Source organism: Streptomyces griseofuscus, from assembly GCF_014673495.1.
Taxonomy (GTDB): domain Bacteria; phylum Actinomycetota; class Actinomycetes; order Streptomycetales; family Streptomycetaceae; genus Streptomyces; species Streptomyces murinus.
In genome coordinates, this window is the sequence record NZ_CP051006.1 from 5,856,908 (window position 1) to 5,882,398 (window position 25,491).

Here is a 25,491-nt window from a genome sequence, read left to right on the forward strand (position 1 = left end):
CACGCGAGGACGTCCCACAATGGATCCATGAGGATCTCGGCACGGGCGGATTACGCGGTACGGGCGGTACTGGAGCTGGCCGTACGGCAGGGTAACGGCCCGGTGAAGGCAGAGGAAATCGCGGCCGCGCAGGGGATTCCGCACAAGTTCCTGGAAGGGATCCTCGGTGATCTGCGGCGCGCCGGGATCGTGGACAGCAGGCGTGGCGGGGGCGGCGGTTACCGGCTCGCCCGCGAGGCTCCGGCGATCACCGTGGCCGATGTCATCCGGGGCGTGGACGGCCCGATCGTCTCCGTGCGCGGCGAACGCCCGACGGGCCTGACCTACACCGGCACCGCCGAACCCCTGCTCCCGCTGTGGATCGCCCTGCGCGCGGGCGTCCGCCGCATCCTGGAGGGCGTGACGATCGGGGACCTGGCGTCGGGCACGCTGCCGGACCCGGTCCGGGCGCTGGCGGCGGAACCGGCGGCGTGGGAGAACCCGTAGACCGCCGACCGGTGCACGGAGCCCGCCCGGTCATGTCCCCTTCGGGCTGCGGGGCCGCTCACCGCGGCCCGTGCCCCGCGGGCGGACGTAGGGCCCCGGGGCCGGTGTGAGACGCCCTCCGGTGATGAGGGAACCGGCCTGTTTCAAGCCGCGGACACGGATGCTCACCTCGTAGCCGCCGATGTCCGGGATCGACGCGATCTGCCGGGTCAGGAAGCGGTAGAGGTCGTCGGTGTCACGGCAGATGACGACGGCCATGATGTTGTCGGGTCCGCTGATGGCACCGGCGAAGGCGATCTGGTCGTGCCGGGCGATCTCCTCGCCGACCGCCTCAAGCCGGCGCGGCGGGACACGCAGCCAGAGCGTGGCGTGGAGATGGTGCCCGAGCAGTTCGGGGAGCAGGTCCACGTCGTAGGCGAGGGCGCCGGACTCCTCCAGCGCCGCCAGCCTGCGCAGGACCCGGCCCTTGCTCCAGCCCGTCTCGGCGGCCAGCCGGGCATGGGTGGCACGGCCGTCCTCGGCGAGCGCGGCGAGCAGCGGCCGGTCCTCGTCCGTGATCTCCCGGTACGGCCCCGACGGGAGTGCGGCGCCGGCGGTCAGCAGGGCCTGCTGCTCCGCCGTCAGATGGCCGCCGTAGCCGTTCCATTCGGCGGACAGCCCGGTGCCGAAGCCGTGCAGGATCATGTCGATGTGCAGGTTCAGCACGGCCGAGGTGCGGGGGAGCTCCTTCAGGAGCACGGTGTCCCCGGAGTCGCCCGCCGAGGAGCGCAGCAGGCAGATGATCTCCGAGCCGCCCGAGGCGAGCCGCGCGAACGACACCTCGGGGCGGCGCACCAGGGCCTCGGCCAGCGCCCCCACCCGGTCCGGCCGGCAGGCGATCCGGGCGACCCACTCGACCTGCCCGTACGAGGCGGGGGTGACCCGGCCGTGGACGCGGACCACACCGCTGCGCACCAGCGCCTGGTAGCGGCGGGCGACGGTCTGCTCGGAAGCGCCCACCGCCTCGGCGATCCGGGCGAAGGGGGCGCGGGCCGAGCACTGGAGAGCGCGGATGATCTGTCGGTCCATGGCGTCGGGCATGAGCGAATCGTTCCATGAAGAGCTGGACTATGGAGGTTTTGGCCCGGCGCGAGGGGTCTGTTTGGAGCACGGCCCGATGGTCGCCGAAGGTGAGGGGCGTACCAATGGAAAGGACGCGTGTTCCCATGCGTAAATGGCTGCCCCTCCTGGCGGTCTGTCTCGGCTCGTTCATGCTGCTGATCGACGTCACCATCGTGAATGTCGCCCTCCCCGACATGTCCCTCGCCCTGCACAGCACGTTCGCCTCGCTGCAATGGGTGATCGACGCCTACGCCCTGGCCCTCGCCGTGGTGCTGCTCGGCGTGGGAGCGCTTGCCGACCTGACCGGGCACCGGCGCGTCTATCTGGGCGGCCTCGTGGCCTTCGCGCTCGCCTCCGCGGTGTGCGGCGCGGCGCCGAACCCGGGCCTGCTGATCGCGGCCCGCGCCGTACAGGGGCTCGGGGGCGCCGCGATGTTCGCGACCGCGTTCCCGCTCCTGAACGCCTCCTACCAGGGGCGCGACCGGGGCACCGCGTACGGCGTGTGGGGCGCGGTCTCCGGCGCCGCGGCCGCGGTCGGGCCCGTCCTCGGCGGTCTGCTCACCGAGGCCGTCGACTGGCGGTGGATCTTCTACGTCAACATCCCGATCAGCGTGGTGGCGGTCCTGCTGGCGGTGAAGGCCCTGTCCGCGGACCGGCCCACGTCCGGGCGCCGCCCCGACTGGACGGGAACCGCGCTGTTCACCGTGGCCGCCGCGGCCCTCGTCCTCGGGGTGATCCGGGCCCAGGAGCACGGCTGGACCTCCGGCGCGGTCCTGGGCCTGTTCGCCCTCGCCGTCGTCGCCTTCCTCGTCTTCCTGGCCGTCCAGGTCCGCTCGCCGCACGCGATGCTCGACCTGTCCCTGTTCCGCAGCCGCTCGTTCAGCGGGATCATGATCGCGTCGCTGACGGTGAACGTCGCGGCGTTCGCGATGCTCGCCTACACGTCGATCTGGCTCCAGTCCCTGCTCGGGCTGACTCCGCTGGAGGCGGGGCTGACCGGACTGCCGCTGTCCGTGGCCTCGTTCTTCACCTCGCTGGTCGTCGGCCGCTTCCTGCACGGCGCCCGCCCGCAGCTGCTGATAGGCGGCGGCATGGTGCTGATCGGTGCCGGTGCCCTGGCCGAGAGCGTGCTGATCGGCGCGGGCTCCGACTGGACGGCGCTGATCGTCGGCTACGCGGTGATCGGCGTCGGAGTCGGCGCGACGCTGCCCACGCTGGGCTCCTCGGCCACCGCGGCGGTGGGCTTCCAGCGCGCCGGGATGGCCGCGGGCGCGACCAACAGCGCCCGCCAGCTGGGCCATGCGATCGGCATCGCCGTGCTCGGCAGCGTCTTCGCGTCCGCGTCGGCCGCGTGGCTCACCGACCACCACATCCAGGGCGGCACCGCCCTCGGCCGGGCCCTCTCCGGGGGCGGCGCGGGCCACGTCCTGGCCGCGACCCCGCCCACGGACCGCGCGCAGCTGGCCGACGCCCTGCACGGCGCCGCCGCGCACGCCCTGCGGGCCGGCTTCACCGTCGCCGGCGTCGTGGGCCTGGTCGCCGGCCTCCTGGCCCTGCTCCTGATGCGCCCCCAGCGGGTCGCCCCGGCGGTGGAACAACCGCCGGTCCCCGCCCACGCCTGACCGGGCCCAGCCTCTCGCCTACGCCGGCGTGCTAGCTCTGCGCGCCGGCGTAGGCGACGAACGCCGACCAGGTGGTGGGGGTGAGGGCGAGCTGGGGGCCCTGTTTGGCTTTGGAGTCGCGGATGTGGATGGTGGCGGGGGTAGTGGCGACTTCGATGCAGTCATCCCCTGAGCCGCTGCTGTAGCTGCTCTTGTACCAGGCAAGTTCGGAGGTGCTCATTAGTCTCCTAGCATCCGTTGCAACAGGCCCCGTGAACCCGCAATGGAGAGAGCCTGTGAACGCATCCTGGCATACCTTGACTGTACGACGCTGACCACGTTCGAGTCGGACATGAGCAGCCCGCACTCCTGACCTTCGTGGTACGCGAACCACTTGTGCTTCGGTGTTTCCAGCAGCCGAATCGGCCCATGCAGCCCGGCGTGTGAGTCCCTTTCCAAGGGCATGATCTGGATCTCGACATTGCGGAGTTCCGACACTTCCAGAAGGTGGCGGACCACTCCACGCGTGACCTCCCGGCCGCCAGTGTGACGCAGGAGCACCTGTTCCTCGATGATGAAGCTGAAAGACGTGTTCGGGCGCTCCCAAAGCAGTCGCTGGCGTTCGGCCCGAGCGGCCCAGCTGTCTTCGATCTGCTCGTCGGTCAAGGGCGGCAGCTCATCCAGGAACAACTGGCGTGCGTACGCCTCTGTCTGCAACAGCCCCGGGACCATCCGGCACTCGTAGGTGTAGAGCGTGATCGCCAGCTTCTCCAGCTCCGCCCACCTGCGGAACCACGCGGCCAGTCCCGGCTGCCGCTCCAGGTGCTTGAACGCCCTCTTCAACGCACCCGTGTTGCCCAGCGCTTCCTCCGCCGCCTCCACGAAGTCGAGATCCGGCATCCGGCGCCCCAACTCGATGGACGCGATGGTGTGTTTGGAGAACCCCACCAGCTCCCCAAGCTCCTCCCGGGTGAGTCGGTGATGTTCCCGGAGGGCCTGTACAACCGCTCCGAACGTACGCAGACTGTCCGACGACTCCGGCTCACCGCCGATTCCTGGTGCCATGTGACAGATCGTCACGCCCCGTCATGAGTACTGTCCAGTCCGTGACCGCGTACGCCCGCGCAGCGTACACGCGTCACCCCTGGTGAACCCCCCTCCCCGCACCCCACATTGGGCGCATGACAGCACTCCCGGTCATCACCCCCACACTCGTCCAGCGCCTCAGTTCCACCCCCCGCGGCGCACGCCTCGCGCGGCGGCTCGCCGTGGCGCAGTTGGATGGCTGGGGGTACGCCCATGACAGTGAGACCACCGAGGCCGTCGCCCTCGTCGTCGCCGAGCTCGCCGCGAACGCCGTCACCCACGGGCGCGTGCCGGGGCGGGACTTCGAGTTGCGGCTCGCCCGGGACGCGCACGGTATCCGGATCGAGGTGAGTGACACCCGGTCGGAGTGTCAGCCGCCCGGGCCGGGAAACGTGACCCCGCCCTCCCGCCTCGCCGAGTCCGGGCGCGGGCTGCTGCTCGTGGACGCGGTGGCCCGGTGCTGGGAGGTGGTGGACAAGGAGCCGCCGCCCGGGAAGACCGTGCGGGCCCTCGTCGCCGTACCGGCGTCTTTCGAGAACGTTTTCGATCCTGCGCCAAACATTCACAGCCGTGCCTAGGAACGTGACGCGCGTCGACCCTAGTCTTCCGGGCGTCATGGACTACTGCCTCCCGTGCCGACGGCACCTCAACGGCGCCCTGGTCTGCCCGGGGTGCGGAACACCGGCTGACCGAATACCCGGTCCGGCGGCGGTGGAGCCGGAGCCTGGGGAGCCCGAGAAGGGCCCAGGAGAGGGGCACCCGGAAGGGGAGGCCGTAGGGGGAAGAGCGGAGCGGCGGGGGCGCAAGGCCGCCGCACACCGGCGGCGGCGTCGCCGTACCGCCCTCCTCGCCGCCGGCTTCGTGCTCGCCGCCGGCGGCCTCGGCTTCGCCGAACTCGGCACCGACGCGCCGCTGCCCTTCACCGGCGGCGGCACGGCCACCGTCAAGGACACCTCGGCCGACGAGGGTGACGGCGGCAGCTCGGGCCCCTCCGGCCGTACGACCGCCCCGCCCCAGGTCACCGACGTCTCGGCGACCTCCGGCGCGACGGCCTCCGCGAGTGGGTCCCCGTCCGCGGGGGCCTCCGGCTCCGGCTCCCCCTCCGCCACCGCCGGCGGTACGACGAAGGCGTCACCCTCCGCCACCACCGCCCCCGGCTCACCTGTCACCGCCCCCACCGCCCCGCCCCCGACGCGGCCGACCGCCGCACCCCCCACCACCGCCCCCGCGACCTCAGCCCCGCCCCCGGCTCCGTCCCCGACCCGCACCTGCGACCGCTTCCTGTGGTGGTGCACCTGATCAGGGCCGCCGGAATTGCGCCTCTCCGATGCCATCGGCCGTTCGGGGCATCGATGACACCGAAGGGCCTTCCCGGCGGTTGAGTCGTTACAGGGACAGGTTCTGAGGAGAACGGATGACACAGGACATCGCCGTGCACGGCACGGTCGCCGAGGGTTTCGAGGCGGTACGCGAGGAATTCGCCGCATTAGTCGCGGGTGAACGGGACGACTACGAGGGCCAGGTGTGCGCCTATGTGCGCGGACGGTGTGTCGTGGACCTGTGGGCGGGCGAGGCCGGAACCGGTGACGCGCTGTACGGCGTGTTCTCGGCCACCAAGGGCGCGGCCCACCTGGTCGCGGCGCTGCTGGTGCAGGACGGCACGCTGGAGCTGAACCGCAAAGTCAGGTACTACTGGCCGGAGTTCGCGGCCGAGGGCAAGGGCGAGCTGACCCTGCGGGACCTGCTCGCGCACCGGGCCGGACTGGTCGGCACGGACGCCGGGTTCACCCGCACGGAGCTGGCGGACGACCGCGCGATCGCCGAACACCTCGCCGACCAGCGGCCGTTCTGGCGCCCGGGCGCCGCGTTCGGCTATCACGCCCTGGTCATCGGCGCGTTGACGGGCGAGGTGGTGCGCCGGGCGACGGGCCGTACGATCCAGGACCTGTACGAGGACCGGGTCCGCGCCCCCTACGGGCTCGACTTCCACCTGGGCCTCCCGGCCACCGCCGACCCCCGCTTCCGTGCCGTCCAGCCGCCGCTCCCCGCCCCCGGACAGCAGGCGCTCATCGACGCCTCGCCGCGCGGCCCGCACACCCTGGAGGCGATCGCCTACAACCGGCACGGCGCCGAACCGACCGACCTGGAGCGGCTGTACGAGGACCCGCTGATCCGCGCCAAGGGCCCCGCCTCGCAGGGCGGGATCGCCTCGGCGCGGGGGCTCGCGCGGATGTACGCGGCGATGATCGGGGAGGTCGACGGCAAGGCGCCGCTGCTGAAGGCGGACACCGTCGCCGAGTTCGGCCGGATCCACTCCGCCGGCTATGACCTGGTGACCCGCGACCACCGGTCCTTCGGCCTCGGCTTCCAGGCCACCGCCGACCTCTGGTACCCCTTCCTGGGCGCCGGCTCCGTGGGCCACAGCGGCGCCAACGGCACCCAGGCGTTCGCCGACCCGCACGCGGGGCTCGCGTACGGGTACACCCGGCGACGGTTCACCTTCCCGTACGGGGCGGCGCCGGAGAACGAACGGCTGGTACGGGCGGCGCACCGGGCGGCGACGGCCGTCGGGTGACGGCCCTCACGGGTGGGGACGCGCCTCCCCACCCAGCGGCCCGGCCCGCCGGGGGTCACGGCCCAGCCCCGACCGCGACCTCGCCGCCCGAACCAGGCGGCCCGGCCTGCCGGGGCTACGGCTTGACGACCATCTTCCCCGTGTTGTCACCCCGCAGCAGCCCCAGGAAGGCCTCCACCGTGTTCTCGATGCCGTCCACCACGGTCTCGCGGTACTTCAGCCGCCCCGAGGCCACCCACGGCCCGACCTCCCGCACGAACTGCGGCTGGAGATCGCGGTGGTCGTTGACGAGGAAGCCCTCGATCCGGCCCCGGGTCTGGATCAGCCGCGCCAGGTTGCGCGGGCCCGGCGCGGGCTCGGTGTCGTTGTAGACCGAGATCATGCCGCAGACGGCGATCCGGCCGTCCCGTCGCAGGGAGCCGATCGCCGCCTCCAGGTGGTCCCCGCCGACGTTGTCGAAGTACACGTCGATGCCGTCGGGCGCGGCCTCGCGCAGCTGCTTCGACACCGGGCCGTTCTTGTAGTTGAAGGCCGCGTCGAAGCCGTACTCCTCCACCAGTAGCCGCACCTTCTCGTCCGAGCCGGCCGAGCCGATCACCCGCGAGGCACCCTTGAGCTTCGCGATCTGCCCCACCTGGCTGCCGACGGCCCCCGCGGCGCCGGACACGAACACGATGTCGCCCTCCTTGAAGGAGGCGGTGCGCAGCAGGCCCGCGTACGCGGTCAGGCCGGTCATGCCGAGCACCCCGAGGTACGCCGACAGGGGCGCCGCCTCCGGGTCCACCCGTACGGTGTGCTGCGCGTCCACCACGGCGTACTCGCGCCAGCCGAGGGAGTGCAGCACATGGTCGCCGACGGCGATCCCCTCGGCGCGGGACTCGATCACCTCGCCGACCGCGCCGCCCTCCATGGCCTTGCCCAGTTCGAACGGGGCGACGTACGACTTCGCGGCACTCATCCGGCCCCGCATGTACGGGTCCACGGAGAGGTACGTGTTCCGTACCAGGATCTGGCCCTCGCCCGGGGTCGGGACGGGCGTCTCCACGAGCGCGAAGTCCTCGGGCTTCGGCCAGCCGACGGGGCGGCTGAGCAGGTGCCATTCGCGGTTGGTGTGCGTCGTCATCGCGATCGTGCCTTTCATTTATTTCATCACCTGAAACAATAGTTAGGCTGAATATTTCATGTTGTCAAGTAACGGGGTAGGCTGGAGGGCATGGCACCACCGCATCCCCGCCGTCCGGACCAGCTGACCCTGGACGTCGTAGAACTGATCGCCGAGGTCGTGGCCCGCTATCACGCGGACTATGACGAGGCGGCGGCCGGGCACGCCCTGACCGGCGCGCAGGCCAAGCTCCTCAGCCTGCTGTCCCTCGGGCCGCTGCCCATGCGCAAGCTCGCGCAGAAGCTGAAGTGCGAGCCGTCGAACGTGACGGGGATCGTGGACCGCCTGGAGGCCCGGGGCCTGGCCGAGCGCCGCCCGGACCCCGCCGACCGCCGGATCAAGATGGCCGCGGCCACGGAGGAGGGGCTGCGGGTGGCCCGCGATCTGCGGGAGGGGCTGCACTTCGCGCGGGAGCCGCTGGCCGGGCTGTCGGCGGACGAGCGGGGGACCCTGCGGGATCTGCTGCGGCGCATGCTCGACGCGTAAGGTTTCCGCCATGCGTGATCTGGGGGCGGGATTCAAGTACCTGGTCGAGGGCCAGCGGTGGGTGGTCCGGCACGGCCGGCAGTACGGCTTCGCCCTGCTGCCGGGCCTGATAGCACTGGTCCTCTATGTGGCCGCGCTGGTCGCGCTGGCGATATGGGGCGAGGGCGTGGTGACCTGGGCCACCCCCTTCGCGGACCACTGGTCGAGCCCCTGGGGCACGCTGTTCCGCGGCTTCCTGACGGCCGTGCTGTTCGCGCTGGGCCTGCTGCTCGCGGTGCTCACCTTCACCGCGGTGACCCTGGTGATCGGGCAGCCGTTCTACGACAACCTCTCGGAGCGGGTCGACGCCTCCGAGTCGCCCGACGGTACGGCACCCCAGTCCACGCTTCCCTTCTGGCGGGAGCTGTGGCTGTCGGCCCGCGACAGCGTCCGCATCCTGATCCGGGCGACGGTGTGGGGCGTCCTGCTGTTCGCGCTCGGCCTGCTGCCGTTCGTCGGCCAGACGGTGATACCAGTGCTGGGCTTCTTCGTGCTGGGCTTCTTCCTCGCGGAGGAGCTGACCTCGATCCCCTTGCAGCGCCGGGGCCTCGACCTGCGCACCCGCCTCACCCTGCTGCGTTCACGCCGCCTGCTGGTCTGGGGCTACGGCACCCCGCTCGGCCTCGCCTTCCTGGTCCCCTTCGTCGCCGTCTTCCTGATGCCGGGCGCGGTCGCCGGCGCGACGCTGCTGGCACGGGATCTGCTGGGGGAGGAGTCCGGGCCGGAATCCGGTTCGGCGGAACCCGAGCCCGCCACCCAGGAGCAGACCACGGACCGCTGATCACGCTCCCGGCCAAGCCGATGTCCTACGGGATGGTGCTCGGGCTGCCGCTGACCTTCGGCGGGCCGCACTACGGGTTCACCCGGGGCCCGATCGGCTTCGCGGCGGCGGTCGTCGGAGCCGGGCTGCTCGCCTTCGGGGTCTGGTCGCTGTTCCAGATGCGGGGACCGCGCCACCTTCGCCGCGTATCTGAACGGCCCGCTCCGGATTCGGCGCCCTGATGACCGCCGCGGCGCTGCCGTCCGGCGCCGCGAGCACCCTGCTGATCCGCGCCACCGCCATGACCCTCCTCAAGCGGGCGGCCGCCCGGATGCGCGGCGAGCACCCGGGCTCCCTCCGCGCCGGCCGGGACTGACCCGAACCCACCTGCTGGGCAAGGGACTTCAGGCGGGCGTCGTCCGGAACCGGCGGCGGTATTCCGTAGGGGTGGTGTCCAGCCTGCGGCGGAAGGACCGGACGAGCGTGTCCAGGGTGCCGAACCCGCAGGCCGAGGCGACGCGTTCGAGGGTGGCGTCGGTGGACTCCAGCTGATGGCGGGCGCGTTCGACGCGGACCGACTCGATATAGGAGTGCGGGGTCGTACCCAGCTCGTTCTTGAAGATCCGGGTCAGCTGCCGGTCGCTGATGTGGGCGTGCTCGGCGAGCTGGGTGACGGTCAGCGGCTCGGCGATATGGCGCAGGATGTAGTGGCGCAGATCCTCGATCCGCCGGGTCGTGGACGCCTGCTCCAGCGGCACGCTGAACTGGCTCTGCCCGCTGGGCCGTTTCAGGTACATCACCAGCTGCCGGGCGACCCGCAGCGCGACGGCCTCGCCGAGGTCGTCGGCGATCAGCGCGAGGGACAGATCCAGGCAGGCGCTGATACCGGCGCCGGTCCACACATCGCCCTGGCGGATGAAGATCGGGTCGGCGTCGACCTCCACGGCCGGATGGTCGGCGGCGAGCTGCTGCGCGGTCGACCAGTGCGTGGTGGCCCGCTTGCCGTCGAGCAGCCCGGCGGCCGCGAGGATGTGCGCCCCGACGCAGACCGAGGTCATCCGCCGGGCGCGCGCGGAGAGTTGCCGTACCCGCCGTACGACCACCGGGTCCACCGTCGGCCGCAGCCGGCCGTCGTCGCCGGGCTCGACCGCCCCCGGCACGATCACGGTGTCGATGCTGCGGGACGCCAGCGCGTCGAAGGTGACATCGGGCAGCACCCGGACCCCGGCGGCCGTCACGACCGGGTCCATGGTCTCGGCCGCGAGCACGACGTCGTACGCCGCGGCCTCCTCCGTCTCCCGGCGGGCCAGATGGAAGACCTCCGGCGGCCCCGTGACATCGAGCAGGTCCACCTGGTCGAAGAGGACGATCACGATCAGCTGGTCGACGGTGTGCACAGGCCCCCCGGGCAACGGAATACGACGGTGTCGGTTTCTGCATGCTAGACGTCATTGCCGACGTACGGGGAGGAGCCATTGTGATGGAGCTGGACGGCTGGCAGCCCGCCCTGGACGCGGCCGCCCGGCTGCTGGAGCGCGCCCGCCGGGAGGGCGCCCGGGTCATCCACGTCGTCAACGACGGCGGCGAGGGCACCCCCTACGACATCCGCGCCGAGATCGGGCAGATCCACCCGAGCGTCGCCCCGGCCGACGGCGAGTCCGTCGTCGTCAAGCAGGCCCCCGACGCCTTCCACGGCACCGACCTGGGGCAGCTGGTGGACGAGGCCGGTCGCGGTGACCTGGTCATCGCCGGCTTCATGACCCATATGTGCGTCGCCTTCACCGCCCAGGGCGCCTTCCTGCGCGGCAACCGCCCCACCGTGGTCGCCGACGCCTGCGCCACCCGCGCACTGCCGGTCGCCGGGAAGGAGGTGGACGCCCACGGCGTGCACCTCAGCGCCCTGGCCACCATCGCCGACCTGTACGGGGTCGTCGTAGCCGGTCAGGAGGACATCGGCTGATGAACACCACACGCCGTACCGCCGCGCTCGGCATCGCCGCCCTGCTCACGGCCACGCTCGCCGCCTGCGGCTCCGACTCGGACTCCGCCTCCCCCAAGAAGGAGTCCGCCGCGCCCGCCGCCCGGACGAACGTGGCCAAGGACACCACGACGCTCCGCAAGCTCAACGGCCTCGGTGAGACCCCGGCCACGCTCTCCGACGCGACGCTCATCCTGGTCGACTACCAGAACACCTACACCGACGGTGTGATGGAACTCGACGGCTGGAAGCCCGCCCTGGCCAACGCCAAGGCCCTGCTGAACCGGGCCCGCGCGGCGGGCACCCCGGTCATCCACATCGTGGACAAGGGCTACGACCTGAAGTCCAAGGGCGGGCAGATCGTCCCGGAGCTCAAGCCCGCCAAGGGCGAGCCGGTGGTCGAGAAGAGCGTCCCCGACGGCTTCCACGGCACCGACCTCGCCCAGAAGGTGAAGCAGGCCGGGCGCAAGAACGTCATCGTCGCCGGCTTCATGACCAATATGTGCGTCCTGTTCACCACCCAGGGCGCGTTCCTCGCCGGATACCACCCGACCGTCGTCGCCGACGCCTCGGCCACCCGGCCGCTGCCGCTGAAGGGCGACCCCGAGGGCATTCCCGCGCGGCAGGTCCACGAAGCCGCCCTCGCCACGGTCCAGGACCTCTACGGGGTCGTCGTACCCACGCAGAAGTCCCTGAGCTGACCTGAACCGGGCCCATCCGGTCCGACCCGGTGAGACGTCCGCCGCCGGGGCCGTGGCGAACCCCATGGCCCCGGCGACTCCCCCCTCGCCGGTGCACCACCCCCGAGAACTCCCCCCACATCTTTCCCCCCACCCCACAGGAGCACGACCACTCATCACGGAAAGACGGGGCATGACCACTCGTAGAGGATTTCTGGGGACCGTTACCGCAGTAGGCGCAGCCACCCTCCTCATGGAGACCCAGGCGGCCACCGGCGCGTCGGCCGCGACCGGCGCCGCCAGCGCGACCGACGAGAAGGCCGCGCGGGACGCGATACGCAATGTCAACGCCGGGATGCGCGCCAACTACGCGTCCCTCAAGTCCGAACTGACCAAGCACCTCAGCCCGGTCGTCGTCGTGCAGAACAACGCCGTCGGCGGGCGCTTCACCCTGATCGACAAGGGGGTGCAGGTCGAGACCGTGGACCCGGTGCCGGAGTACTTCGAACTGGCCAAGTCCATCGCCCATGTACCGCTCGGCGTCTACTCGGTCATCGCCGCCTACCTCAGCGACAAGGTGCCGAACATCGCCAACTCCGAGCGCATCGACCCGCACGACCTGGACATGGTCGCCTTCAAGCCCGCGGGCGACACCGGCTGGATCACCCCGCTGACCGGCTTCCGGAGCACCCTCGCCACGGCCCGCACCAAGCTGCCGACCGCCAACCTCCCCGCCGACCTGGCGGCCTCCAGCGACAAGATCCTCACCGAGGCCATCAAGTTCATCGACACAGCCGTCGGTGCCAAGTCCTTCGACATGGTGGCCTTCAACCAGTTCGCCGCCACCGTGTACCCGTCCATCCGCGTCAACATGACCGCCGCGGCCACCGCGCAGATCACCGGGATCGAAGCGCTGATGAAGCGGTGGCGGGCGCGGATCGGCGAACAGGCGTGGAGCGACCTGTACGTCATGGTGCTGTCGATCTGGACCACCGCCGAACTCAACCAGGCGTCCATCATCATCCGGCGCACCATGAACCAGGCCAAGGTGAACACCCACCTCATCGACCTGCCGACCGCGGAGACCCCCGCCGACCCGATCGGCGTGGCCCTGGAGAACCTGGCCCGCATCGTCCAGGACAACGTGGCCGCCGAGATGGTCTTCAACGCCGCCCTCGACGTCGCGGACGCGCTCAAGGGCAAGGAGGACCTGCTCTCGAAGGAGATCCTCCAGCAGATCGGCGGCACGGCACCCGCGCACACCGCCGCCTTCGGCGCCGCCGCGGCCGGCACCTGCCCGATCACCGGGCGGACCGCCACGGCGTGAGCAGCGGTGTCCCCCGGCCGGCGACGGCCGGGGGACACCCGCGGGGCACCGTCAGCGCACGGAGAAGCCGTACACCGTCTCCGACCGGTACACCTCGCCGGGGCGCAGCACCGTGGACGGGAAGTCCGGATGGTTCGGGGAGTCCGGGAAGTGCTGGGTCTCCAGGGCGATCCCGTCGCAGGGGGCGAAGGGCGCCGGGAGATGGTCGCCGGTGTAGAGCTGGAGGCCGGGCTCGGTCGTCGCGACGGTGAGGGTACGGCCGGACGACGGGTCGTGCAGCTCGGCGACCTGCTCGGGTACCCCGGTAACTCCCTTGTCCAGCACGAAGTTGTGGTCGTACCCCGTGCCCACCTTGCGGGCACTACGGAAGTCGAAGCGCGAGCCGGCCACCTCGCGCAGCTCGCCCGTGGGGATCAGATCCTCGCCGGTCGGCGTCAACCGGGAGGCGGCCAGCCGCAGTTCGTGCCCGGCCGCCGAACCCGCCCCGGAACCGGCCAGGTTGAAGTAGCCGTGGCTGGTGAGCGCGACCACCGTCGGCGCGTCCGTCCTCGCCTCGTACGCGATCCGCAGCGCACCGTCGGCGTCCAGCGTGTACGTCACCGCCACGTCCAGCCGGCCGGGGAAGCCCTCCTCGCCGTGCGGACTCACCCGGGCCAGCCGCACCCCGTGCTCGACGCCGGTCGCCTCCCACACCCGCTTGTCGAACCCGTGCGCACCTCCGTGCAGCACATTGGGCCCCTCGTTCGGCTCCAGGGCGTACACCACGTCGTCCAGCGGGAACCGCGCCCCCGCGAGCCGGTTGGCGTACCGCCCGATCAACGCGCCCAGGTACGGCTCCGGATGCGCGAGATAGCCGTCGAGACCGGCGAACCCGAGCACCACGTCCGCCGTCCGCCCCTCCCGGTCCGGCACCTCCACGGAGCGCACGATCCCGCCGTACGTCAGAACCTCCACCCGCGTCCCGCCCCGCTGAAGCGTCCAGCGGTGGACCTCGGTGCCGTCGGGAAGTGTGCCGAAGAGTTCGCTCATGCCGAAACCCTAGGTGACCGGGGCGGGGCTCTGTAGCGTGCCGGGCATGCGACCCGTGACCGTGTCGACCGAGGTTCCGTACCCGCCCGAGCGGGTCCATGACTTCCTCGAAGTGATGGCCCACCACGAGCGGTTCACCGACCACTATCTGACCGACTGGCGCTACAGCGGCCCGAGCCGCGGCTTCGGCGCCCGCGCCACCGTCACCGCAGCCCTCGGCGGCACGCGGACCGATGTCGGCATCGAGGTGATCAACTCCGAGCCGCCGCACCGCATCGTCGAGCACAACGTCAGCGCGGGCGGCCGCCGCCAGGCCCATGGCATATACGCCATCGCCCCGCTCCCGGACGGCGCCGGCAGCCGGGTCTCCTTCACCTACACCTGGCTGTGCGCACCGCTGCCCGAACGCCTGCTGGCCCCCGTCGTGCGCGCCGCGATGCGCCGCGCCAACCACACGGTCATGCGCCGCCTGGCCGCCGAGCTGGCCCGGTACGAGGGGGAGGACGACGGCATGGGTGCTACGCCACCGGACCGGCGGCCGTGACCGTCCGGTAGGCGATCGACGCCAGCCGGGCCTGGCCGTCCCTGCTGGGGTGGAACCAGTCCCAGTGGCTGAGCTGGTCGGTGTCGAAGCGGTAGTCGTACACCGCGTTGCCGTCGAAGCGGCAGCGGCGGTCGGTGGCGCAGACCTCCTTCAGCACCTTGTTGTAGGCCACCACCCGGTCCTCGACCTGGTCGCGCCGGTGCTCGGCCGCCTCGCCCAGGTCGTCGGCGTCGCCCAGCATCGAGGGGCAGATACCGAGCTTCCAGACCTCCTTGCCCAGCGGATTGCCCCGGCCCTGCTCCCAGAGCCGCTTCAGGTTCGGCACGCTGGCGACGTACACCTGTGTCTTCGGGGCGGTCGCGCGCAGGGTGCGCAGGGCCTCCTCGAAGTCCGCGCGGAAGCCTGCCACCGGGGTCATCGCCCGGGTGGAGGAGCGGCAGGCGTCGTTCGCGCCGACCATCACGGTGACCAGTTCCGGGTCGCGACTCGCCGCATCGGCCATCTGCTGCGAAAGATCCGCCATTCGGGCGCCCGTCATCGCGTAGTTCCAGCTGTGCGTGGCCGCGCCCGCCGCGCCGAGGAGTCGTACCGCCAGACTCTCCACCTGGGCGTCGCTGCCCGTCGCCCAGGAGACCTCGGGGCAGTCGGACAGCACCGTGCACGCGTCGAAGCCCCGGGTGATGGAGTCGCCGACCGCGGCGATCGAGGCCGGACTGCGGTTCCACACCGGTGCCTTGACGGCCTGGGCCCCGGTGGACCTGGCCGCGGGCGAGCCCTGGGCGTCGCACCCGGCGACGCCCAGGGCGGTGGCCGCCGCCACGGCCAGGGCGAGCCGCGCCCGGTGGCTTCGCTTCCGCATTCCTGGTGCTCTCCTCGTTCGAAGTCGGGTGCTTTCCCCCATAACAACGTGCGAGGGTTCCCGGCGCCGGGTCCGCTGGAACGAACGGGGCCCGTACAAGCGTCCCCCTGGGTGAATGGTGAAGGATTCCTGGCACCGGGACCGACGGTACGTCACACTCCTTGCCCCGCCGCAAGGTAGCCTCGCCATCAGCGCGGCCGTGGTGCCACAGCCGCCGGCAAGCCAGCAAGATGTCCCGCTCTGCCCGGAGGTTCCGGTGACGACACGTGGAGTTCTGTACGTGCACTCCGCGCCGCGCGCGCTGTGCCCGCACGTCGAGTGGGCCATCGCCGGGGTGCTCGGCACGCGCGTCAACCTCGACTGGATCCGGCAGCCCGCCGCTCCCGGCACCTGGCGCTCGGAGTTCTCCTGGCAGGGCCGGCCCGGCACCGCCTCCAAGCTGGCCTCCGCGCTGCGCGGCTGGCATCTGCTGCGCTTCGAGGTCACCGCGGAGCCCTGCGCCACCGCCGAGGGCGAGCGCTACAGCTGCACCCCCGACCTGGGCATCTTCCACGCCGTCACCGGTATCCACGGCGACATCCTCATCCCCGAGGACCGTCTGCGCGCCGCCCTCACCCGCTCCCAGCGCGAGGAGACCGACCTGGAGGCCGAGATCGCCAAGCTGCTCGGCAAGCCGTGGGACGACGAGCTGGAGCCGTTCCGGTACGCCGGTGAGGGCGCGCCGGTGCGGTGGCTGCACCAGGTGGTCTGAGCACGGCCGGTTTCACCCGCGTACGTATGCGTTCGTTCGCGTGCACGAGGAAGGGCCCCCACCAGCCGGTGGGGGCCCTTCTCGCCGCGTACTCAGACCGTGCGGAACGCCAGCACCACGTTGTGGCCGCCGAACCCGAACGAGTCGTTCAGCGCGGCGATCCGGCCCTCCGGAAGCTGCCGGGCCTCGCCGACCACGACATCAGCGTTGACCTCGGGGTCGAGGTCCTTCAGGTTGATCGTCGGGGGCGCCGTACGGTTCACCAGCGCCAGGATCGACGCCACCGTCTCGATGCCGCCGGCGCCACCGAGCAGATGACCGGTCATCGACTTGGTGGCGGAGATCGCCAGGTGCTCGACGTCGTCGCCGAGCACCTTCCACAGCGCCTTGATCTCGGCGACATCACCCTGCGGGGTGGACGTGGCGTGCGCGTTGACGTGTACGACCTCGGCCGGCTTCAGATCCGTGCTGTCCAGCAGGTTCTGGAGCGCGTGCGCGATCCCGTTGCCCGAGGGCTCCGGCTGCGTGATGTGGTGGCTGTCGGCGGAGATGCCCTGGCCGACCGCCTCCACGTAGATCCGGGCGCCGCGCGCCTTCGCGTGCTCCTCGGACTCCAGGATGACCACACCGGCGCCCTCGCCGAGCACGAAACCGTCGCGGCCCGTGTCGAAGGGCCGGGACGCGCCCGAGGGGTCGTCGTTGTTCTTGGACATCGCCATCATGTTGCCGAAGGCGACGATGGGCAGCGGGTGGATCGCGGCCTCGGTGCCACCGGCGATGACCACGTCCGCACGCCCGGTGCGGATCATCTCGATCGCGTACCCGATGGCCTCGGCGCCGGAGGCGCAGGCCGACACGGGGGTGTGCACGCCGGCGCGGGCGCCCAGGTCGATACCGACGTTGGCCGCCGGGGAGTTGGGCATGAGCATCGGCACGGTGTGCGGGGAGACACGGCGTACGCCCTTCTCCCGCAGCACGTCGTACTGGTCGAGCAGCGTCGTCACACCGCCGATGCCGGAGGCGATCACCGTGCCGAGGCGGTCGGGGTTGACGGACGTGTCCTCGCCGGCCCGTGCGGTGAAGCCGGCGTCCTGCCAGGCCTCACGCGCGGCGATCAGCGCGAACTGCGCCGAGCGGTCGAGCTTGCGGGCCTGCGGCCGGGGGATGATCTCACCCGGCTCGACGGCGATACGAGCGGCGATGCGGACCGGCAGGTCCGTCGCCCACTCCTCTTCCAGGAGACGGACACCGGACTTGCCGGCGACCAGGGCCTCCCAGAACGAAGCTACGTCGCCACCCAGCGGTGTGGTTGCGCCGATACCGGTGACGACCACGGTGCGATTGGTCGGGCTCACGGGAATTCTTTCTCCAACGGATGCGGGAATCTACGGCGCCACCGCCGGGTGGCGGGGCCTTGCCGGCCCGATGGCCTCGCGGCCTGACGGGCCGTAAGGGCCTCAGCGTATGGCTCAGGCCTGGTGCTTGAGGATGTAGTCGGTCGCGTCGCCGACGGTCTTGAGGTTCTTGACGTCCTCGTCCGGGATCTTCACGTCGAAGCGCTCCTCGGCGGCGACGACGACCTCGACCATGGACAGCGAGTCGACGTCCAGGTCGTCGGTGAAGGACTTGTCCACCTGGACGTCCTCAACCGGGATGCCGGCGATCTCGTTGACGATTTCGGCGAGACCTTCGACGATCTCTTCCTGGGTGGCGGCCATGTCAGGCGCTCCTTCTTCGATGTTCCAGACGGTTTGTGGCATTTGTCCCCCCACCGGATCGCACGATCCGGCACGGAGTGCCTAGGGGAGGGTAACGACCGTGGCGGCGTAGACGAGACCCGCCCCGAATCCGATGACGAGCGCGGTGTCACCGCTCTTCGCCTCCCCGGTCGCCAGGAGCCGCTCCATGGCGAGCGGGATCGAGGCGGCCGAGGTGTTGCCGGTGGTGCGGATGTCACGGGCGACCGTGACATGCTCCGGCAGCTTGAGAGTCTTCACCATCGAGTCGATGATCCGCACATTGGCCTGGTGCGGGATGAAGACGTCCAGGTCCTCCGAGGTGATCCCGGCCGCGTCCAGCGCCTGCTGGGCGACCTTCGCCATCTCGAACACGGCCCAGCGGAACACCGCCTGGCCCTCCTGCGTGATCGCGGGGAACTTGATGTTTCCCTCGCGGTCCAGCGGAAGCTCGTTGACATCGCCGACGTGGAAACGGTCCCACGAGACGGTCTGCTTGATGATCGTGGACTTGTCGCCCTCGGAGCCCCACACGGTCGGGCCGATGGCCGGCTCCTTGGAGGGGCCGACGACGACCGCGCCCGCGCCGTCACCGAACAGGAAGGCCGTGGCCCGGTCCTCCAGGTCGGTCAGGTCGCTGAGCCGCTCCACGCCGATCACCACGACGTACTCGGCGGAGCCCTCCACGACCATGCCCTTGGCCAGGGTGAGGCCGTAGCCGAAGCCCGCGCAGCCGGCCGAGATGTCGAAGGCGGCCGCCTTCTCGGTGCCGAGCTGGTCGGCGATCGAGGTGGCGATGGCCGGGGTCTGGGCGAAGTGCGACACCGTCGACACGACGACCGCGCCGACCTGCGAGGCATCGATACCGGCGTCGGCGATCGCCTTGCCGGCCGCCTCGACCGACATCGCGGCCACCGTCTCCTCGGGGCCCGCCCAGTGCCGGGTCTCGATGCCGGAGCGCGAGCGGATCCACTCGTCGGACGAGTCGATCTTCTCCAGGATCACCTCGTTGGGCACCACACGGGTCGGACGGTAGCCGCCGACACCGAGGATGCGCGCGTACGGGGCGCCCTTGCTGGGCTTGATCTTCGCCATCTACGGCTCCTTATGCGTCAGGCGTCGGCATGCGTCAGGCTTCGGCGTGCTCGGCGATGAGCGCACGGGCGGCGTCGAGGTCGTCGGGGGTCTTCAGGGCCAGCGTCTTGACGCCGGGCAGCGCCCGCTTGGCCAGTCCGGTGAGCGTGCCGCCGGGGCACACCTCGATGAGCGCGGTGACGCCCAGCTCCTTGAACGTCTCCATGCACAGGTCCCAGCGCACCGGGTTGGCCACCTGGCCGACCAGGCGCTCCAGTACCTCGGCGCCGGATGTGACGGACCTGCCGTCCTTGTTGGACACGTAGGGGACCTCGGGGTCGGCGGGCACGAGGTCGGCGGCGGCCTTGGCCAGCGTCTCGACCGCGGGGGCCATGTGCCGGGTGTGGAAGGCGCCGGCCACCTTCAGCGGGACGACCTTGCGCACGCCTTCGGGCTTGTCCTCGCTCAGCGCGGCCAGCTGCTCCAGCGTGCCCGCCGCGACGATCTGCCCCGCGCCGTTGATGTTCGCCGGCGTCAGGCCCAGCTTCTCCAGGTGCGCGACCGAGGTCTCCGGGTCGCCGCCGAGCAGCGCCGACATACCGGTCTCGGTGATCGCGGCGGCGTCCGCCATGGCGAGGCCACGGGTGCGGACCAGCTGGAGGGCCGCGGCGTCCGACAGCACGCCCGCGAAGGCGGCCGCGGTGATCTCGCCGACGCTGTGCCCGGCCACCGCGCCCGGCGCGATCTCCGACATGGCACCGAGTGCCGCGGCGGACAGGATCCCGGCGGCGACCAGCAGCGGCTGGGCCACGGCGGTGTCACGGATCGCGTCGGCGTCGGCCTGGGTTCCGTAGTGCACCAGATCGAGGCCGATGGCGTCCGACCACGCGGCGACACGGTCGGCGGCACCGGGGAGTTCGAGCCAGGGGGTCAGGAAGCCGGGCGTCTGGGCGCCCTGGCCGGGAGCGACGAGTACGAGCACTCTCACACTCTCTCTTGGGTACGGGCACGGCCGCCCGTGGGGACAGGGACGAAGAACACGAAGGGCTTTTGTTGACCTCTGACAAAACGCTATGCCTGAGGGTCACCGTCGGCCAGGCGCCCCAGGATGAGCGCGATCCGTAGCGTGAACGCGGATCGTACATCCGAAGGCGACCACCCGGTGACGTCTGTCACACGTCGGAGCCGGTAGCGCACGGTGTTCGGGTGAACGAAGAGCATCCGTGCCGCGCCCTCCAGGCTGCTCGCCTGCTCCAGGTAGACACTCAGGGTTTCCAGGAGTGCCGAGCCGGCCTCTCCCAGCGGTCTGTAGATCTCCTCCACCAACTGCTCACGGGCGCCCGGATCGCCCGCGATCGCGCGCTCCGGCAGCAGATCGTCCGCCAGCACGGGCCGCGGCGCGTCCTGCCACGCCGTGCACGCCTTCAGCCCGGCCGCGGCGGCCTGCGCGGACCGGGTGGCGGCCAGCAGGTCCGGTACGACGGGACCGGCGACCACCGGGCCCGCCGCGTAGGGCCCGATCAGTGACTTCGCCACCGCGAGCGGGTTGGGGCTGCCGCCCGCGATCACCACGAGGCGATTGCCCAGCACCCCGGTGAGCACCTGGAGTTTGGCGTGCCGCGCCGCCCGCCGGATCGCCTCCACGGTCAGCTCGCTGTCCCCGTCCGGGGCGGTGCCGAGGACGACGCACACATGCTCGGGAGAGTTCCAGCCCAGCGCGGCGGCCCGGCTGACGGCGCCCTCGTCGGCCTCGCCGCTGAGCACGGCGTTGACCACCAGCGACTCCAGACGCGCGTCCCAGGCACCGCGTGCCTCGGCGGCCTGGGCGTACACCTGGGCGGTCGCGAAGGCGATCTCCCGCGCGTACACCAGCAGTGCCTCGCGCAGCACCCGCTCGTCGCCCGGGGCGGCCACCTCGTCGATGGCGCTCTCCATGACCTCGATGGTGGTGCGCACCATCTCCACGGTCTGCCGCAGCGTGATCGCCCGGGTCAGCTCGCGCGGCGCGGTCCCGAAGACGTCCGTGGAGATCGCCTGCGGGGTGTCCGGGCGCCGGAACCACTCGGTGAACGCCGCGATGCCCGCCTGGGCGACCAGCCCGATCCAGGACCGGTTCTCCGGGGGCATCGCCCGGTACCACGGCAGGGTCTCGTCCATCCGTGCGATCGCCTGGGCCGCGAGACTCCCGGAGGACTTCTCCAGCCGTTTCAGGGTCGCCGCGTGCGTATGGACGACGGACGCTGCGGGGTCACCAGGGTGGGATTCGGGTTCGGGCACGGGGACAAGAGTGCCTTATCCGGACGGGAGCATGCGTCGCCGGGTCGGCAACCCGGGGCCCGCGCGCACCGGGGACGGGACTACGGTGGGGACGTGATCGACGTACGGCGCGCCGCCGAGCGCTATCCGGGCGGGGACCCGGCGGCCGGGATCGAGACCCGCCACGCCTTCTCCTTCGGCCCGCACTACGACCCCGACAACCTGCGCTTCGGCCCGCTGATCGCCTGCAACGAGGAACGGCTCGCGCCCGGCGCCGGGTTCGACGAACACCCGCACAGCCACACCGAGATCGTCACCTGGGTGATCGAGGGCGAGCTGACCCACCGCGACTCCGCGGGCCATGAGCGGACCGTGCGCGCGGGGGACGTCCAGCATCTGAGCGCGGCGGCGGGCGTCCGGCACGTCGAACGCAACGACGGCGAGGGCCCGTTGGCCTTCCTCCAGATGTGGCTGGCCCCGCTGGAGCCGGGCGGCGAGCCGTCGTACGACATCGTCCCGGGCATCGCCGACGCCACCCCCTACGCCGTCCCGGCCGCGGGCGCCATGCTGCATGTGCGCCGCCTGGGCGCGGGGGAGCGGACCGCCGTACCGGACGCGGCGTCCCTGTACGTCCATGTCGTACGCGGCGCGGTGCGGCTGGAGGGCGCGGAGCTGGGCGCGGGGGACGCGGCCCGAATCACCGGCGCGCAGGGCCTTGCCGCGGTCGCGGTGACGCCCGCCGAGCTGCTGGTCTGGGAGCTGTCCGGCTGACGGCTCACTGCTCGTCGTCGCTCGCGGGCTCCGCGTTGCGCCAGACGGTCAGGTCGACGGTGATGTAGTCGCTGGGGCTGCCGCGGCCCGCCGCGCCGCGGTAGGTGACCAGGCCGATATGGCCGGAAACCGTGTGCACACAGATCTGCGAGCCCTTGCTGAGCTGGGACAGATGGATGTTCTCGGCGTAGCGGGTCACCCTGCGGCAGGTGGCCAGGGAGCCGTGCTCGGCGTTGTTGAGCAGGACCACCTTGTCGCCTGCGGTGCCCACGACGGGCGTCTGGTCCTCGGAGTAGTCCGGGTCGTCGTCGTAGTAGAAGTCGGCGTTCTTGCCGAAGCTGGCGTTGGAGGTGTTCTGCTCGTCCGTCGGCTTCGGCGGCGAGTCCGCGAACCGCACCCAGTAGCCCCGGGGGATGTTGATGCCCTTGAAGCTGACCGGCCTGGGGTCGGGGCGGTGCTGCCCGGACGCGCCGGCGGGGGTCCGCGAGGAGCTGCCGTCCGTGCTGTCGCCGAGGCGGCTGAGCACCGAGACGCAGCCCGCGCCCCACAGCAGGGCGATCCCGACTGCCGCGCCGATGGCTATCTTCCGGCCGACGCTCCGCTTCGGCTTGGGCGGCTGCCAGCCGTACGGCTGGATGTACGGCGGGTACGGCTGCGGCGGCGCCGGGTGCCGGTACCCGGGGGCGCGCGGCGGCTGGGCGGGTGTTCCCCCGGCCGGGCCCGGATGGGGCAGCCGCGCGGTCGGCGCGGGGGTGCCGGGCCCGGGCAGCACTCTGGTGGGCGGCGGGGCGGCCGGTGCGACCGTCGGGGACGCGGCGAGCGCCGCCGAGGCGGAGACCCGCCGGGTGATCTGCGCGGTCAGCGCCTCCGGCAGCCAGGAACCGGACTGCCGCAGCGGCGCGGGCGACGCCTCCTGGCACAGTGCGACCACCTCGGCCGGGGTGGGACGTGCGGCCGGATCCTTCGCCAGGCACCGCGCCACGAAGGCCAGTTCGGCGGGCATCCCCGCAAGATCCGGCTCCTCGTGCACGATCCGGTACAGCACCGCGTGCGAGGGCCCTTCGCCGTACGCGCCCTGGCCGCGCGCCGCGAACACCGCGACCTGGCCGAGCGCGAACACGTCCGAGGCGGGTGTGACCGGCCGGCCCGCCGCCTGCTCGGGCGACATGAACGCGGGGGTGCCGATGGAGACACCGGTGCCGGTCAGCGCGGTGGCGTCGGCGGCCCGGGCGATACCGAAGTCGATCACCCGGGGGCCGTCGGCGGCCAGCAGCACATTGGACGGCTTCAGATCCCGGTGCACGATGCCCGCGCCATGGATCACCGACAGCGCCTCGGCCATCCCCGCGAGCAGCAGCAGGACCGACGGCAGCGGCAGCGGGCCGTGCTCGGCCACCGCCGAGGCCAGCGAGGGCCCCGCGACATAGGCGGTGGCCAGCCAGGGCCGGGCGCCCTCGGTGTCATGGTCGATGACCGGCGCGGTGTACAGGCCCTGCACCCGCTGCGCCGCCCGCACCTCCTGCCGGAACCGGCGCCGGAACTCCGGGTCCTCGCTCAGCTCCGGCCGGATCGTCTTCAGGGCGATCGGATGCCCGCCCGGCGTGTACGACAGATACACCGTGCCCATGCCGCCCGAACCGAGCCGGGCGGCGAGCCGGTAGCCCGCCACCGCCTGCGGATCACCGCTGTCCAACGGCCGGAACTCGCCGTCGGCCCGAACCCCGTTCATCACTGTCCCCCGATACCCGCTGCCGTGCGCCGCCGGTGAATCCCCGTGCGCACGGGGGAGGTTATCGGACCGGCGATCAGCGCGGGCCGCGCGTCTCGGCCAGCACCGCGTCGGTGAAGACCGGCCATGCCTCGATCGCCCAGGGGCCGAAGGCGCGGTCGGCGAGGGCGGCGCAGGCGAGACCCGCGTCCGGGTCGATCCACAGGAAGGTGCCGGCCTGGCCGAAGTGGCCGAAGGTACGGGGGGAGGAGGAACCGCCGGTCCAGTGCGGGGACTTGCCGTCACGGATCTCGAAGCCGAGGCCCCAGTCATTGGGGTTCTGATGGCCGTAGCCCGGCAACACGCCCTTCGTGCCCGGGAACTGGACGGTCATCGCCGCCGCGACCGTGCGCGGGTCCAGCAGCCGGGGGGCCTGCACCTCCGCCGCGAACAGCAGCAGGTCCGCCACCGTCGAGACGCCGTCCTTCGCCGGGGAGCCCAGGAGCGAGGTGGACGTCATGCCCAGCGGCTCCAGCACCGCCTGCCGCGCGTAGTCCGCGAACGGGATGTCCGTCGCCTTGGCGATGTGGTCGCCGAGCTGCTCGAACCCGGCGTTGGAGTACAGCCGCCGCTCCCCGGGCGGCGCCATCACCCGGTGCTCGTCGAAGGCGAGGCCGGAGGTGTGCGCCAGCAGATGCCGCACCGTCGCCCCGGGCGGCCCGGCCGGCTCGTCCAGCTCGATCGCCCCCTCCTCGTACGCCACCAGCGCCGCGTAGGCGGCCAGCGGCTTGGTGACGGAGGCGAGGGGGAAGCGGTGGGCGAGGGGTCCGTGCGTCCCGAGGACGGTCCCGTCGGCTCGTACGACACCCGCGGCCGCGGTGGGCACGGGCCAGTTCTCGATCGACGCCAGGCTGTTCAACGACATGCCGTCGAGCCTATGCGGCTCACAGCATGAGCCGCATCGACGGGTCGGGATCCCGGGTGAAGCCCAGCGACTCGTACAGCGGCTGGGCGTCCGGGGAGGCGGTGAGCAGGACATGCCCGGCGCCCCGCGCCCGGAACCAGGCCAGCAGCTCGTCCATGCAGGCCCGCGCGTATCCCCGGCGCCGGGCGTCCGGGTCGGTGGCCACGCTGAAGACATAGCCGACCCGGCCGAGCGGATTGTGAGGGGTGCCGACGCGGTAGTCCACGGTGCCCGCCGCCAGCGCGGCCAGCCGGCCCGGCCGCTCCGGGGACTCGACGACGAACGCCCCGAAGTCACCGTCGGCGTCGCCCTCGCTCGGCGCGAGCCGCTCGCGCAGCAGCGGCAGGGACTCGGCGTGCCAGCCCGTCGCCCCGGTGAATCCCGGCCTGCCCAGTGAATCGATCATGACCTGGCGCAGGCGCAGTACTTCGGCGGCGTCCTCGGGCCCGGCCCGGCGTGCGAGACTCATGCCCCGCACGCTATCCAGCCACCCGGCGCCCGGTCCTGCGGATTTCTTA

Annotated in this window: 30 protein-coding genes; 15 read left to right on the top strand and 15 right to left on the bottom strand. The window is 71.8% G+C overall.

The genetic code is table 11. The features are described 5' to 3' along the window. Positions 1-27: 27 nt before the first annotated feature. Positions 28-486: an RrF2 family transcriptional regulator gene (locus HEP81_RS26510; RefSeq protein WP_037655247.1), complete on the top strand. Its 459-nt coding sequence runs from the start codon at positions 28-30 to the stop codon at positions 484-486. Positions 487-516: 30 nt separating this feature from the next. On the opposite strand, the gene HEP81_RS26515 is transcribed toward HEP81_RS26510, so the two are convergent. Then, positions 517-1,566 carry an Lrp/AsnC family transcriptional regulator gene (locus tag HEP81_RS26515; RefSeq protein ID WP_051850139.1) on the bottom strand — a complete coding sequence of 350 codons (1,050 nt, stop codon included), beginning with the start codon at positions 1,564-1,566 and terminating at the stop codon, positions 517-519. Positions 1,567-1,691: 125 nt separating this feature from the next. Between HEP81_RS26515 and HEP81_RS26520 the strand changes: the two genes are divergently transcribed. Further along, complete coding sequence (locus HEP81_RS26520; RefSeq protein ID WP_037655249.1) at positions 1,692-3,209, top strand: DHA2 family efflux MFS transporter permease subunit; 1,518 nt, start codon at positions 1,692-1,694, stop codon at positions 3,207-3,209. A 31-nt stretch (positions 3,210-3,240) separates the two neighbouring features. Here HEP81_RS26520 and HEP81_RS26525 read toward each other — a convergent pair whose 3' ends face one another. Beyond that, entirely contained in the window at positions 3,241-3,429 is a 189-nt protein-coding gene (locus HEP81_RS26525) for a DUF397 domain-containing protein (RefSeq protein ID WP_037655251.1), read from the bottom strand. After that, a complete protein-coding gene (locus HEP81_RS26530) occupies positions 3,429-4,253 on the bottom strand; it encodes a helix-turn-helix domain-containing protein (protein ID WP_037655253.1) in 825 nt (274 codons plus the stop codon). Before HEP81_RS26530 ends, HEP81_RS26525 begins: the two co-directional genes overlap by 1 nt. A gap of 116 nt (positions 4,254-4,369) precedes the next feature. On the opposite strand from HEP81_RS26530, the gene HEP81_RS26535 reads away from it, so the two are divergent. The 3 genes from HEP81_RS26535 (at position 4,370) to HEP81_RS26545 (ending at position 6,849) form a co-directional block, all read left to right on the top strand. Then, on the top strand, positions 4,370-4,852 hold the full coding sequence (locus HEP81_RS26535) for an ATP-binding protein (RefSeq protein WP_051850140.1): 483 nt from the start codon (positions 4,370-4,372) through the stop codon (positions 4,850-4,852). Between the two features lie 37 nt (positions 4,853-4,889). Next, positions 4,890-5,573, top strand: coding sequence for an SCO2400 family protein (locus tag HEP81_RS26540; RefSeq protein WP_182787536.1), 684 nt, complete (start codon positions 4,890-4,892; stop codon positions 5,571-5,573). A 115-nt stretch (positions 5,574-5,688) separates the two neighbouring features. Further along, complete coding sequence (locus HEP81_RS26545; protein ID WP_037661487.1) at positions 5,689-6,849, top strand: EstA family serine hydrolase; 1,161 nt, start codon at positions 5,689-5,691, stop codon at positions 6,847-6,849. Positions 6,850-6,964: 115 nt separating this feature from the next. Here the strand turns inward: HEP81_RS26545 and HEP81_RS26550 are convergent, their stop codons facing one another. Continuing rightward, the gene (locus tag HEP81_RS26550) at positions 6,965-7,990 is read right to left on the bottom strand and encodes an NADP-dependent oxidoreductase (RefSeq protein WP_037661488.1); all 1,026 of its coding nucleotides are present in this window, start codon (positions 7,988-7,990) and stop codon (positions 6,965-6,967) included. Between the two features lie 72 nt (positions 7,991-8,062). Here HEP81_RS26550 and HEP81_RS26555 point away from each other — a divergent pair, with 72 nt between their 5' ends. Genes HEP81_RS26555 through HEP81_RS42195 form a run of 4 tightly spaced genes read left to right on the top strand, consistent with a single transcriptional unit; the run spans position 8,063 to position 9,672 of the window. Then, the gene (locus tag HEP81_RS26555) at positions 8,063-8,497 is read left to right on the top strand and encodes a MarR family winged helix-turn-helix transcriptional regulator (protein ID WP_037661491.1); all 435 of its coding nucleotides are present in this window, start codon (positions 8,063-8,065) and stop codon (positions 8,495-8,497) included. 10 nt (positions 8,498-8,507) lie between these two features. Then, on the top strand, positions 8,508-9,317 hold the full coding sequence (locus HEP81_RS26560; RefSeq protein WP_037661492.1) for an EI24 domain-containing protein: 810 nt from the start codon (positions 8,508-8,510) through the stop codon (positions 9,315-9,317). A 20-nt stretch (positions 9,318-9,337) separates the two neighbouring features. Further along, the gene (locus HEP81_RS26565) at positions 9,338-9,538 is read left to right on the top strand and encodes a hypothetical protein (RefSeq protein ID WP_037661494.1); all 201 of its coding nucleotides are present in this window, start codon (positions 9,338-9,340) and stop codon (positions 9,536-9,538) included. Then, positions 9,538-9,672: a hypothetical protein gene (locus HEP81_RS42195; protein ID WP_274599502.1), complete on the top strand. Its 135-nt coding sequence runs from the start codon at positions 9,538-9,540 to the stop codon at positions 9,670-9,672. Before HEP81_RS26565 ends, HEP81_RS42195 begins: the two co-directional genes overlap by 1 nt. A 28-nt stretch (positions 9,673-9,700) precedes the next feature. Here the strand turns inward: HEP81_RS42195 and HEP81_RS26570 are convergent, their stop codons facing one another. Beyond that, positions 9,701-10,693 (bottom strand): GlxA family transcriptional regulator, encoded by a 993-nt coding sequence (locus HEP81_RS26570; protein ID WP_037661497.1) that lies wholly within the window; start codon positions 10,691-10,693, stop codon positions 9,701-9,703. 41 nt (positions 10,694-10,734) lie between these two features. Between HEP81_RS26570 and HEP81_RS26575 the strand changes: the two genes are divergently transcribed. The 3 genes from HEP81_RS26575 to HEP81_RS26585 all read left to right on the top strand — a co-directional run bounded on the left by HEP81_RS26575 (position 10,735) and on the right by HEP81_RS26585 (position 13,281). Next, positions 10,735-11,256 carry a cysteine hydrolase family protein gene (locus HEP81_RS26575; RefSeq protein ID WP_051850542.1) on the top strand — a complete coding sequence of 174 codons (522 nt, stop codon included), beginning with the start codon at positions 10,735-10,737 and terminating at the stop codon, positions 11,254-11,256. Beyond that, positions 11,256-11,975, top strand: a complete 720-nt coding sequence (locus tag HEP81_RS26580; protein ID WP_078967637.1) for a cysteine hydrolase family protein — start codon at positions 11,256-11,258, stop codon at positions 11,973-11,975. The genes HEP81_RS26575 and HEP81_RS26580 overlap by 1 nt, the downstream gene beginning before the upstream one ends. 232 nt (positions 11,976-12,207) lie before the next feature. Then, positions 12,208-13,281, top strand: a complete 1,074-nt coding sequence (locus HEP81_RS26585) for a hypothetical protein (protein ID WP_243279596.1) — start codon at positions 12,208-12,210, stop codon at positions 13,279-13,281. Between the two features lie 51 nt (positions 13,282-13,332). Here the strand turns inward: HEP81_RS26585 and HEP81_RS26590 are convergent, their stop codons facing one another. Beyond that, on the bottom strand, positions 13,333-14,310 hold the full coding sequence (locus HEP81_RS26590) for an aldose epimerase family protein (RefSeq protein WP_037661505.1): 978 nt from the start codon (positions 14,308-14,310) through the stop codon (positions 13,333-13,335). Between the two features lie 46 nt (positions 14,311-14,356). On the opposite strand from HEP81_RS26590, the gene HEP81_RS26595 reads away from it, so the two are divergent. Beyond that, a complete protein-coding gene (locus HEP81_RS26595) occupies positions 14,357-14,854 on the top strand; it encodes an SRPBCC family protein (protein ID WP_037661507.1) in 498 nt (165 codons plus the stop codon). Here the strand turns inward: HEP81_RS26595 and HEP81_RS26600 are convergent. Then, a complete protein-coding gene (locus tag HEP81_RS26600; protein WP_037661509.1) occupies positions 14,829-15,713 on the bottom strand; it encodes an SGNH/GDSL hydrolase family protein in 885 nt (294 codons plus the stop codon). The genes HEP81_RS26595 and HEP81_RS26600 overlap by 26 nt on opposite strands. A gap of 256 nt (positions 15,714-15,969) precedes the next feature. On the opposite strand from HEP81_RS26600, the gene HEP81_RS26605 reads away from it, so the two are divergent. Continuing rightward, positions 15,970-16,464, top strand: coding sequence for a DUF3145 domain-containing protein (locus HEP81_RS26605; RefSeq protein WP_037661510.1), 495 nt, complete (start codon positions 15,970-15,972; stop codon positions 16,462-16,464). 92 nt (positions 16,465-16,556) lie between these two features. On the opposite strand, the gene fabF is transcribed toward HEP81_RS26605, so the two are convergent. The 5 genes from fabF to HEP81_RS26630 form a co-directional block, all read right to left on the bottom strand. Next, positions 16,557-17,819, bottom strand: coding sequence for a beta-ketoacyl-ACP synthase II (gene fabF, locus HEP81_RS26610; protein WP_037661512.1), 1,263 nt, complete (start codon positions 17,817-17,819; stop codon positions 16,557-16,559). Between the two features lie 114 nt (positions 17,820-17,933). Further along, positions 17,934-18,182 carry an acyl carrier protein gene (locus tag HEP81_RS26615; protein WP_037661514.1) on the bottom strand — a complete coding sequence of 83 codons (249 nt, stop codon included), beginning with the start codon at positions 18,180-18,182 and terminating at the stop codon, positions 17,934-17,936. 81 nt (positions 18,183-18,263) lie between these two features. Continuing rightward, complete coding sequence (locus tag HEP81_RS26620) at positions 18,264-19,295, bottom strand: ketoacyl-ACP synthase III (RefSeq protein ID WP_037661516.1); 1,032 nt, start codon at positions 19,293-19,295, stop codon at positions 18,264-18,266. Positions 19,296-19,329: 34 nt separating this feature from the next. Continuing rightward, complete coding sequence (locus HEP81_RS26625) at positions 19,330-20,256, bottom strand: ACP S-malonyltransferase (protein WP_037661519.1); 927 nt, start codon at positions 20,254-20,256, stop codon at positions 19,330-19,332. 89 nt (positions 20,257-20,345) lie between these two features. Further along, positions 20,346-21,551: a PucR family transcriptional regulator gene (locus tag HEP81_RS26630; RefSeq protein ID WP_037661520.1), complete on the bottom strand. Its 1,206-nt coding sequence runs from the start codon at positions 21,549-21,551 to the stop codon at positions 20,346-20,348. Between the two features lie 93 nt (positions 21,552-21,644). Here HEP81_RS26630 and HEP81_RS26635 point away from each other — a divergent pair, with 93 nt between their 5' ends. Then, positions 21,645-22,301, top strand: coding sequence for a pirin family protein (locus HEP81_RS26635; protein ID WP_037661521.1), 657 nt, complete (start codon positions 21,645-21,647; stop codon positions 22,299-22,301). A 4-nt stretch (positions 22,302-22,305) separates the two neighbouring features. Here HEP81_RS26635 and HEP81_RS26640 read toward each other — a convergent pair whose 3' ends face one another. From HEP81_RS26640 to HEP81_RS26650, 3 genes are all read right to left on the bottom strand, one after another. Beyond that, complete coding sequence (locus tag HEP81_RS26640) at positions 22,306-24,030, bottom strand: serine/threonine-protein kinase (RefSeq protein WP_037661523.1); 1,725 nt, start codon at positions 24,028-24,030, stop codon at positions 22,306-22,308. 76 nt (positions 24,031-24,106) lie between these two features. After that, positions 24,107-24,934 carry a serine hydrolase domain-containing protein gene (locus HEP81_RS26645; protein ID WP_037661525.1) on the bottom strand — a complete coding sequence of 276 codons (828 nt, stop codon included), beginning with the start codon at positions 24,932-24,934 and terminating at the stop codon, positions 24,107-24,109. Between the two features lie 19 nt (positions 24,935-24,953). Then, positions 24,954-25,442: a GNAT family N-acetyltransferase gene (locus HEP81_RS26650; RefSeq protein WP_037661527.1), complete on the bottom strand. Its 489-nt coding sequence runs from the start codon at positions 25,440-25,442 to the stop codon at positions 24,954-24,956. Positions 25,443-25,491 lie beyond the last annotated feature (49 nt).

Coding starts and splice junctions, on each gene's coding strand:
- HEP81_RS26510 (WP_037655247.1), top strand. CDS start 28: ATGAGGATCTCGGCACGGGCGGATTACGCGGTACGGGCGGTACTGGAG.
- HEP81_RS26515 (WP_051850139.1), bottom strand. CDS start 1,566: ATGCCCGACGCCATGGACCGACAGATCATCCGCGCTCTCCAGTGCTCG.
- HEP81_RS26520 (WP_037655249.1), top strand. CDS start 1,692: ATGCGTAAATGGCTGCCCCTCCTGGCGGTCTGTCTCGGCTCGTTCATG.
- HEP81_RS26525 (WP_037655251.1), bottom strand. CDS start 3,429: ATGAGCACCTCCGAACTTGCCTGGTACAAGAGCAGCTACAGCAGCGGC.
- HEP81_RS26530 (WP_037655253.1), bottom strand. CDS start 4,253: ATGGCACCAGGAATCGGCGGTGAGCCGGAGTCGTCGGACAGTCTGCGT.
- HEP81_RS26535 (WP_051850140.1), top strand. CDS start 4,370: ATGACAGCACTCCCGGTCATCACCCCCACACTCGTCCAGCGCCTCAGT.
- HEP81_RS26540 (WP_182787536.1), top strand. CDS start 4,890: ATGGACTACTGCCTCCCGTGCCGACGGCACCTCAACGGCGCCCTGGTC.
- HEP81_RS26545 (WP_037661487.1), top strand. CDS start 5,689: ATGACACAGGACATCGCCGTGCACGGCACGGTCGCCGAGGGTTTCGAG.
- HEP81_RS26550 (WP_037661488.1), bottom strand. CDS start 7,990: ATGAAAGGCACGATCGCGATGACGACGCACACCAACCGCGAATGGCAC.
- HEP81_RS26555 (WP_037661491.1), top strand. CDS start 8,063: ATGGCACCACCGCATCCCCGCCGTCCGGACCAGCTGACCCTGGACGTC.
- HEP81_RS26560 (WP_037661492.1), top strand. CDS start 8,508: ATGCGTGATCTGGGGGCGGGATTCAAGTACCTGGTCGAGGGCCAGCGG.
- HEP81_RS26565 (WP_037661494.1), top strand. CDS start 9,338: ATGTCCTACGGGATGGTGCTCGGGCTGCCGCTGACCTTCGGCGGGCCG.
- HEP81_RS42195 (WP_274599502.1), top strand. CDS start 9,538: ATGACCGCCGCGGCGCTGCCGTCCGGCGCCGCGAGCACCCTGCTGATC.
- HEP81_RS26575 (WP_051850542.1), top strand. CDS start 10,735: ATGCTAGACGTCATTGCCGACGTACGGGGAGGAGCCATTGTGATGGAG.
- HEP81_RS26580 (WP_078967637.1), top strand. CDS start 11,256: ATGAACACCACACGCCGTACCGCCGCGCTCGGCATCGCCGCCCTGCTC.
- HEP81_RS26585 (WP_243279596.1), top strand. CDS start 12,208: ATGGAGACCCAGGCGGCCACCGGCGCGTCGGCCGCGACCGGCGCCGCC.
- HEP81_RS26590 (WP_037661505.1), bottom strand. CDS start 14,310: ATGAGCGAACTCTTCGGCACACTTCCCGACGGCACCGAGGTCCACCGC.
- HEP81_RS26595 (WP_037661507.1), top strand. CDS start 14,357: ATGCGACCCGTGACCGTGTCGACCGAGGTTCCGTACCCGCCCGAGCGG.
- HEP81_RS26600 (WP_037661509.1), bottom strand. CDS start 15,713: ATGCGGAAGCGAAGCCACCGGGCGCGGCTCGCCCTGGCCGTGGCGGCG.
- HEP81_RS26615 (WP_037661514.1), bottom strand. CDS start 18,182: ATGGCCGCCACCCAGGAAGAGATCGTCGAAGGTCTCGCCGAAATCGTC.
- HEP81_RS26620 (WP_037661516.1), bottom strand. CDS start 19,295: ATGGCGAAGATCAAGCCCAGCAAGGGCGCCCCGTACGCGCGCATCCTC.
- HEP81_RS26640 (WP_037661523.1), bottom strand. CDS start 24,030: ATGAACGGGGTTCGGGCCGACGGCGAGTTCCGGCCGTTGGACAGCGGT.
- HEP81_RS26645 (WP_037661525.1), bottom strand. CDS start 24,934: ATGTCGTTGAACAGCCTGGCGTCGATCGAGAACTGGCCCGTGCCCACC.
- HEP81_RS26650 (WP_037661527.1), bottom strand. CDS start 25,442: ATGAGTCTCGCACGCCGGGCCGGGCCCGAGGACGCCGCCGAAGTACTG.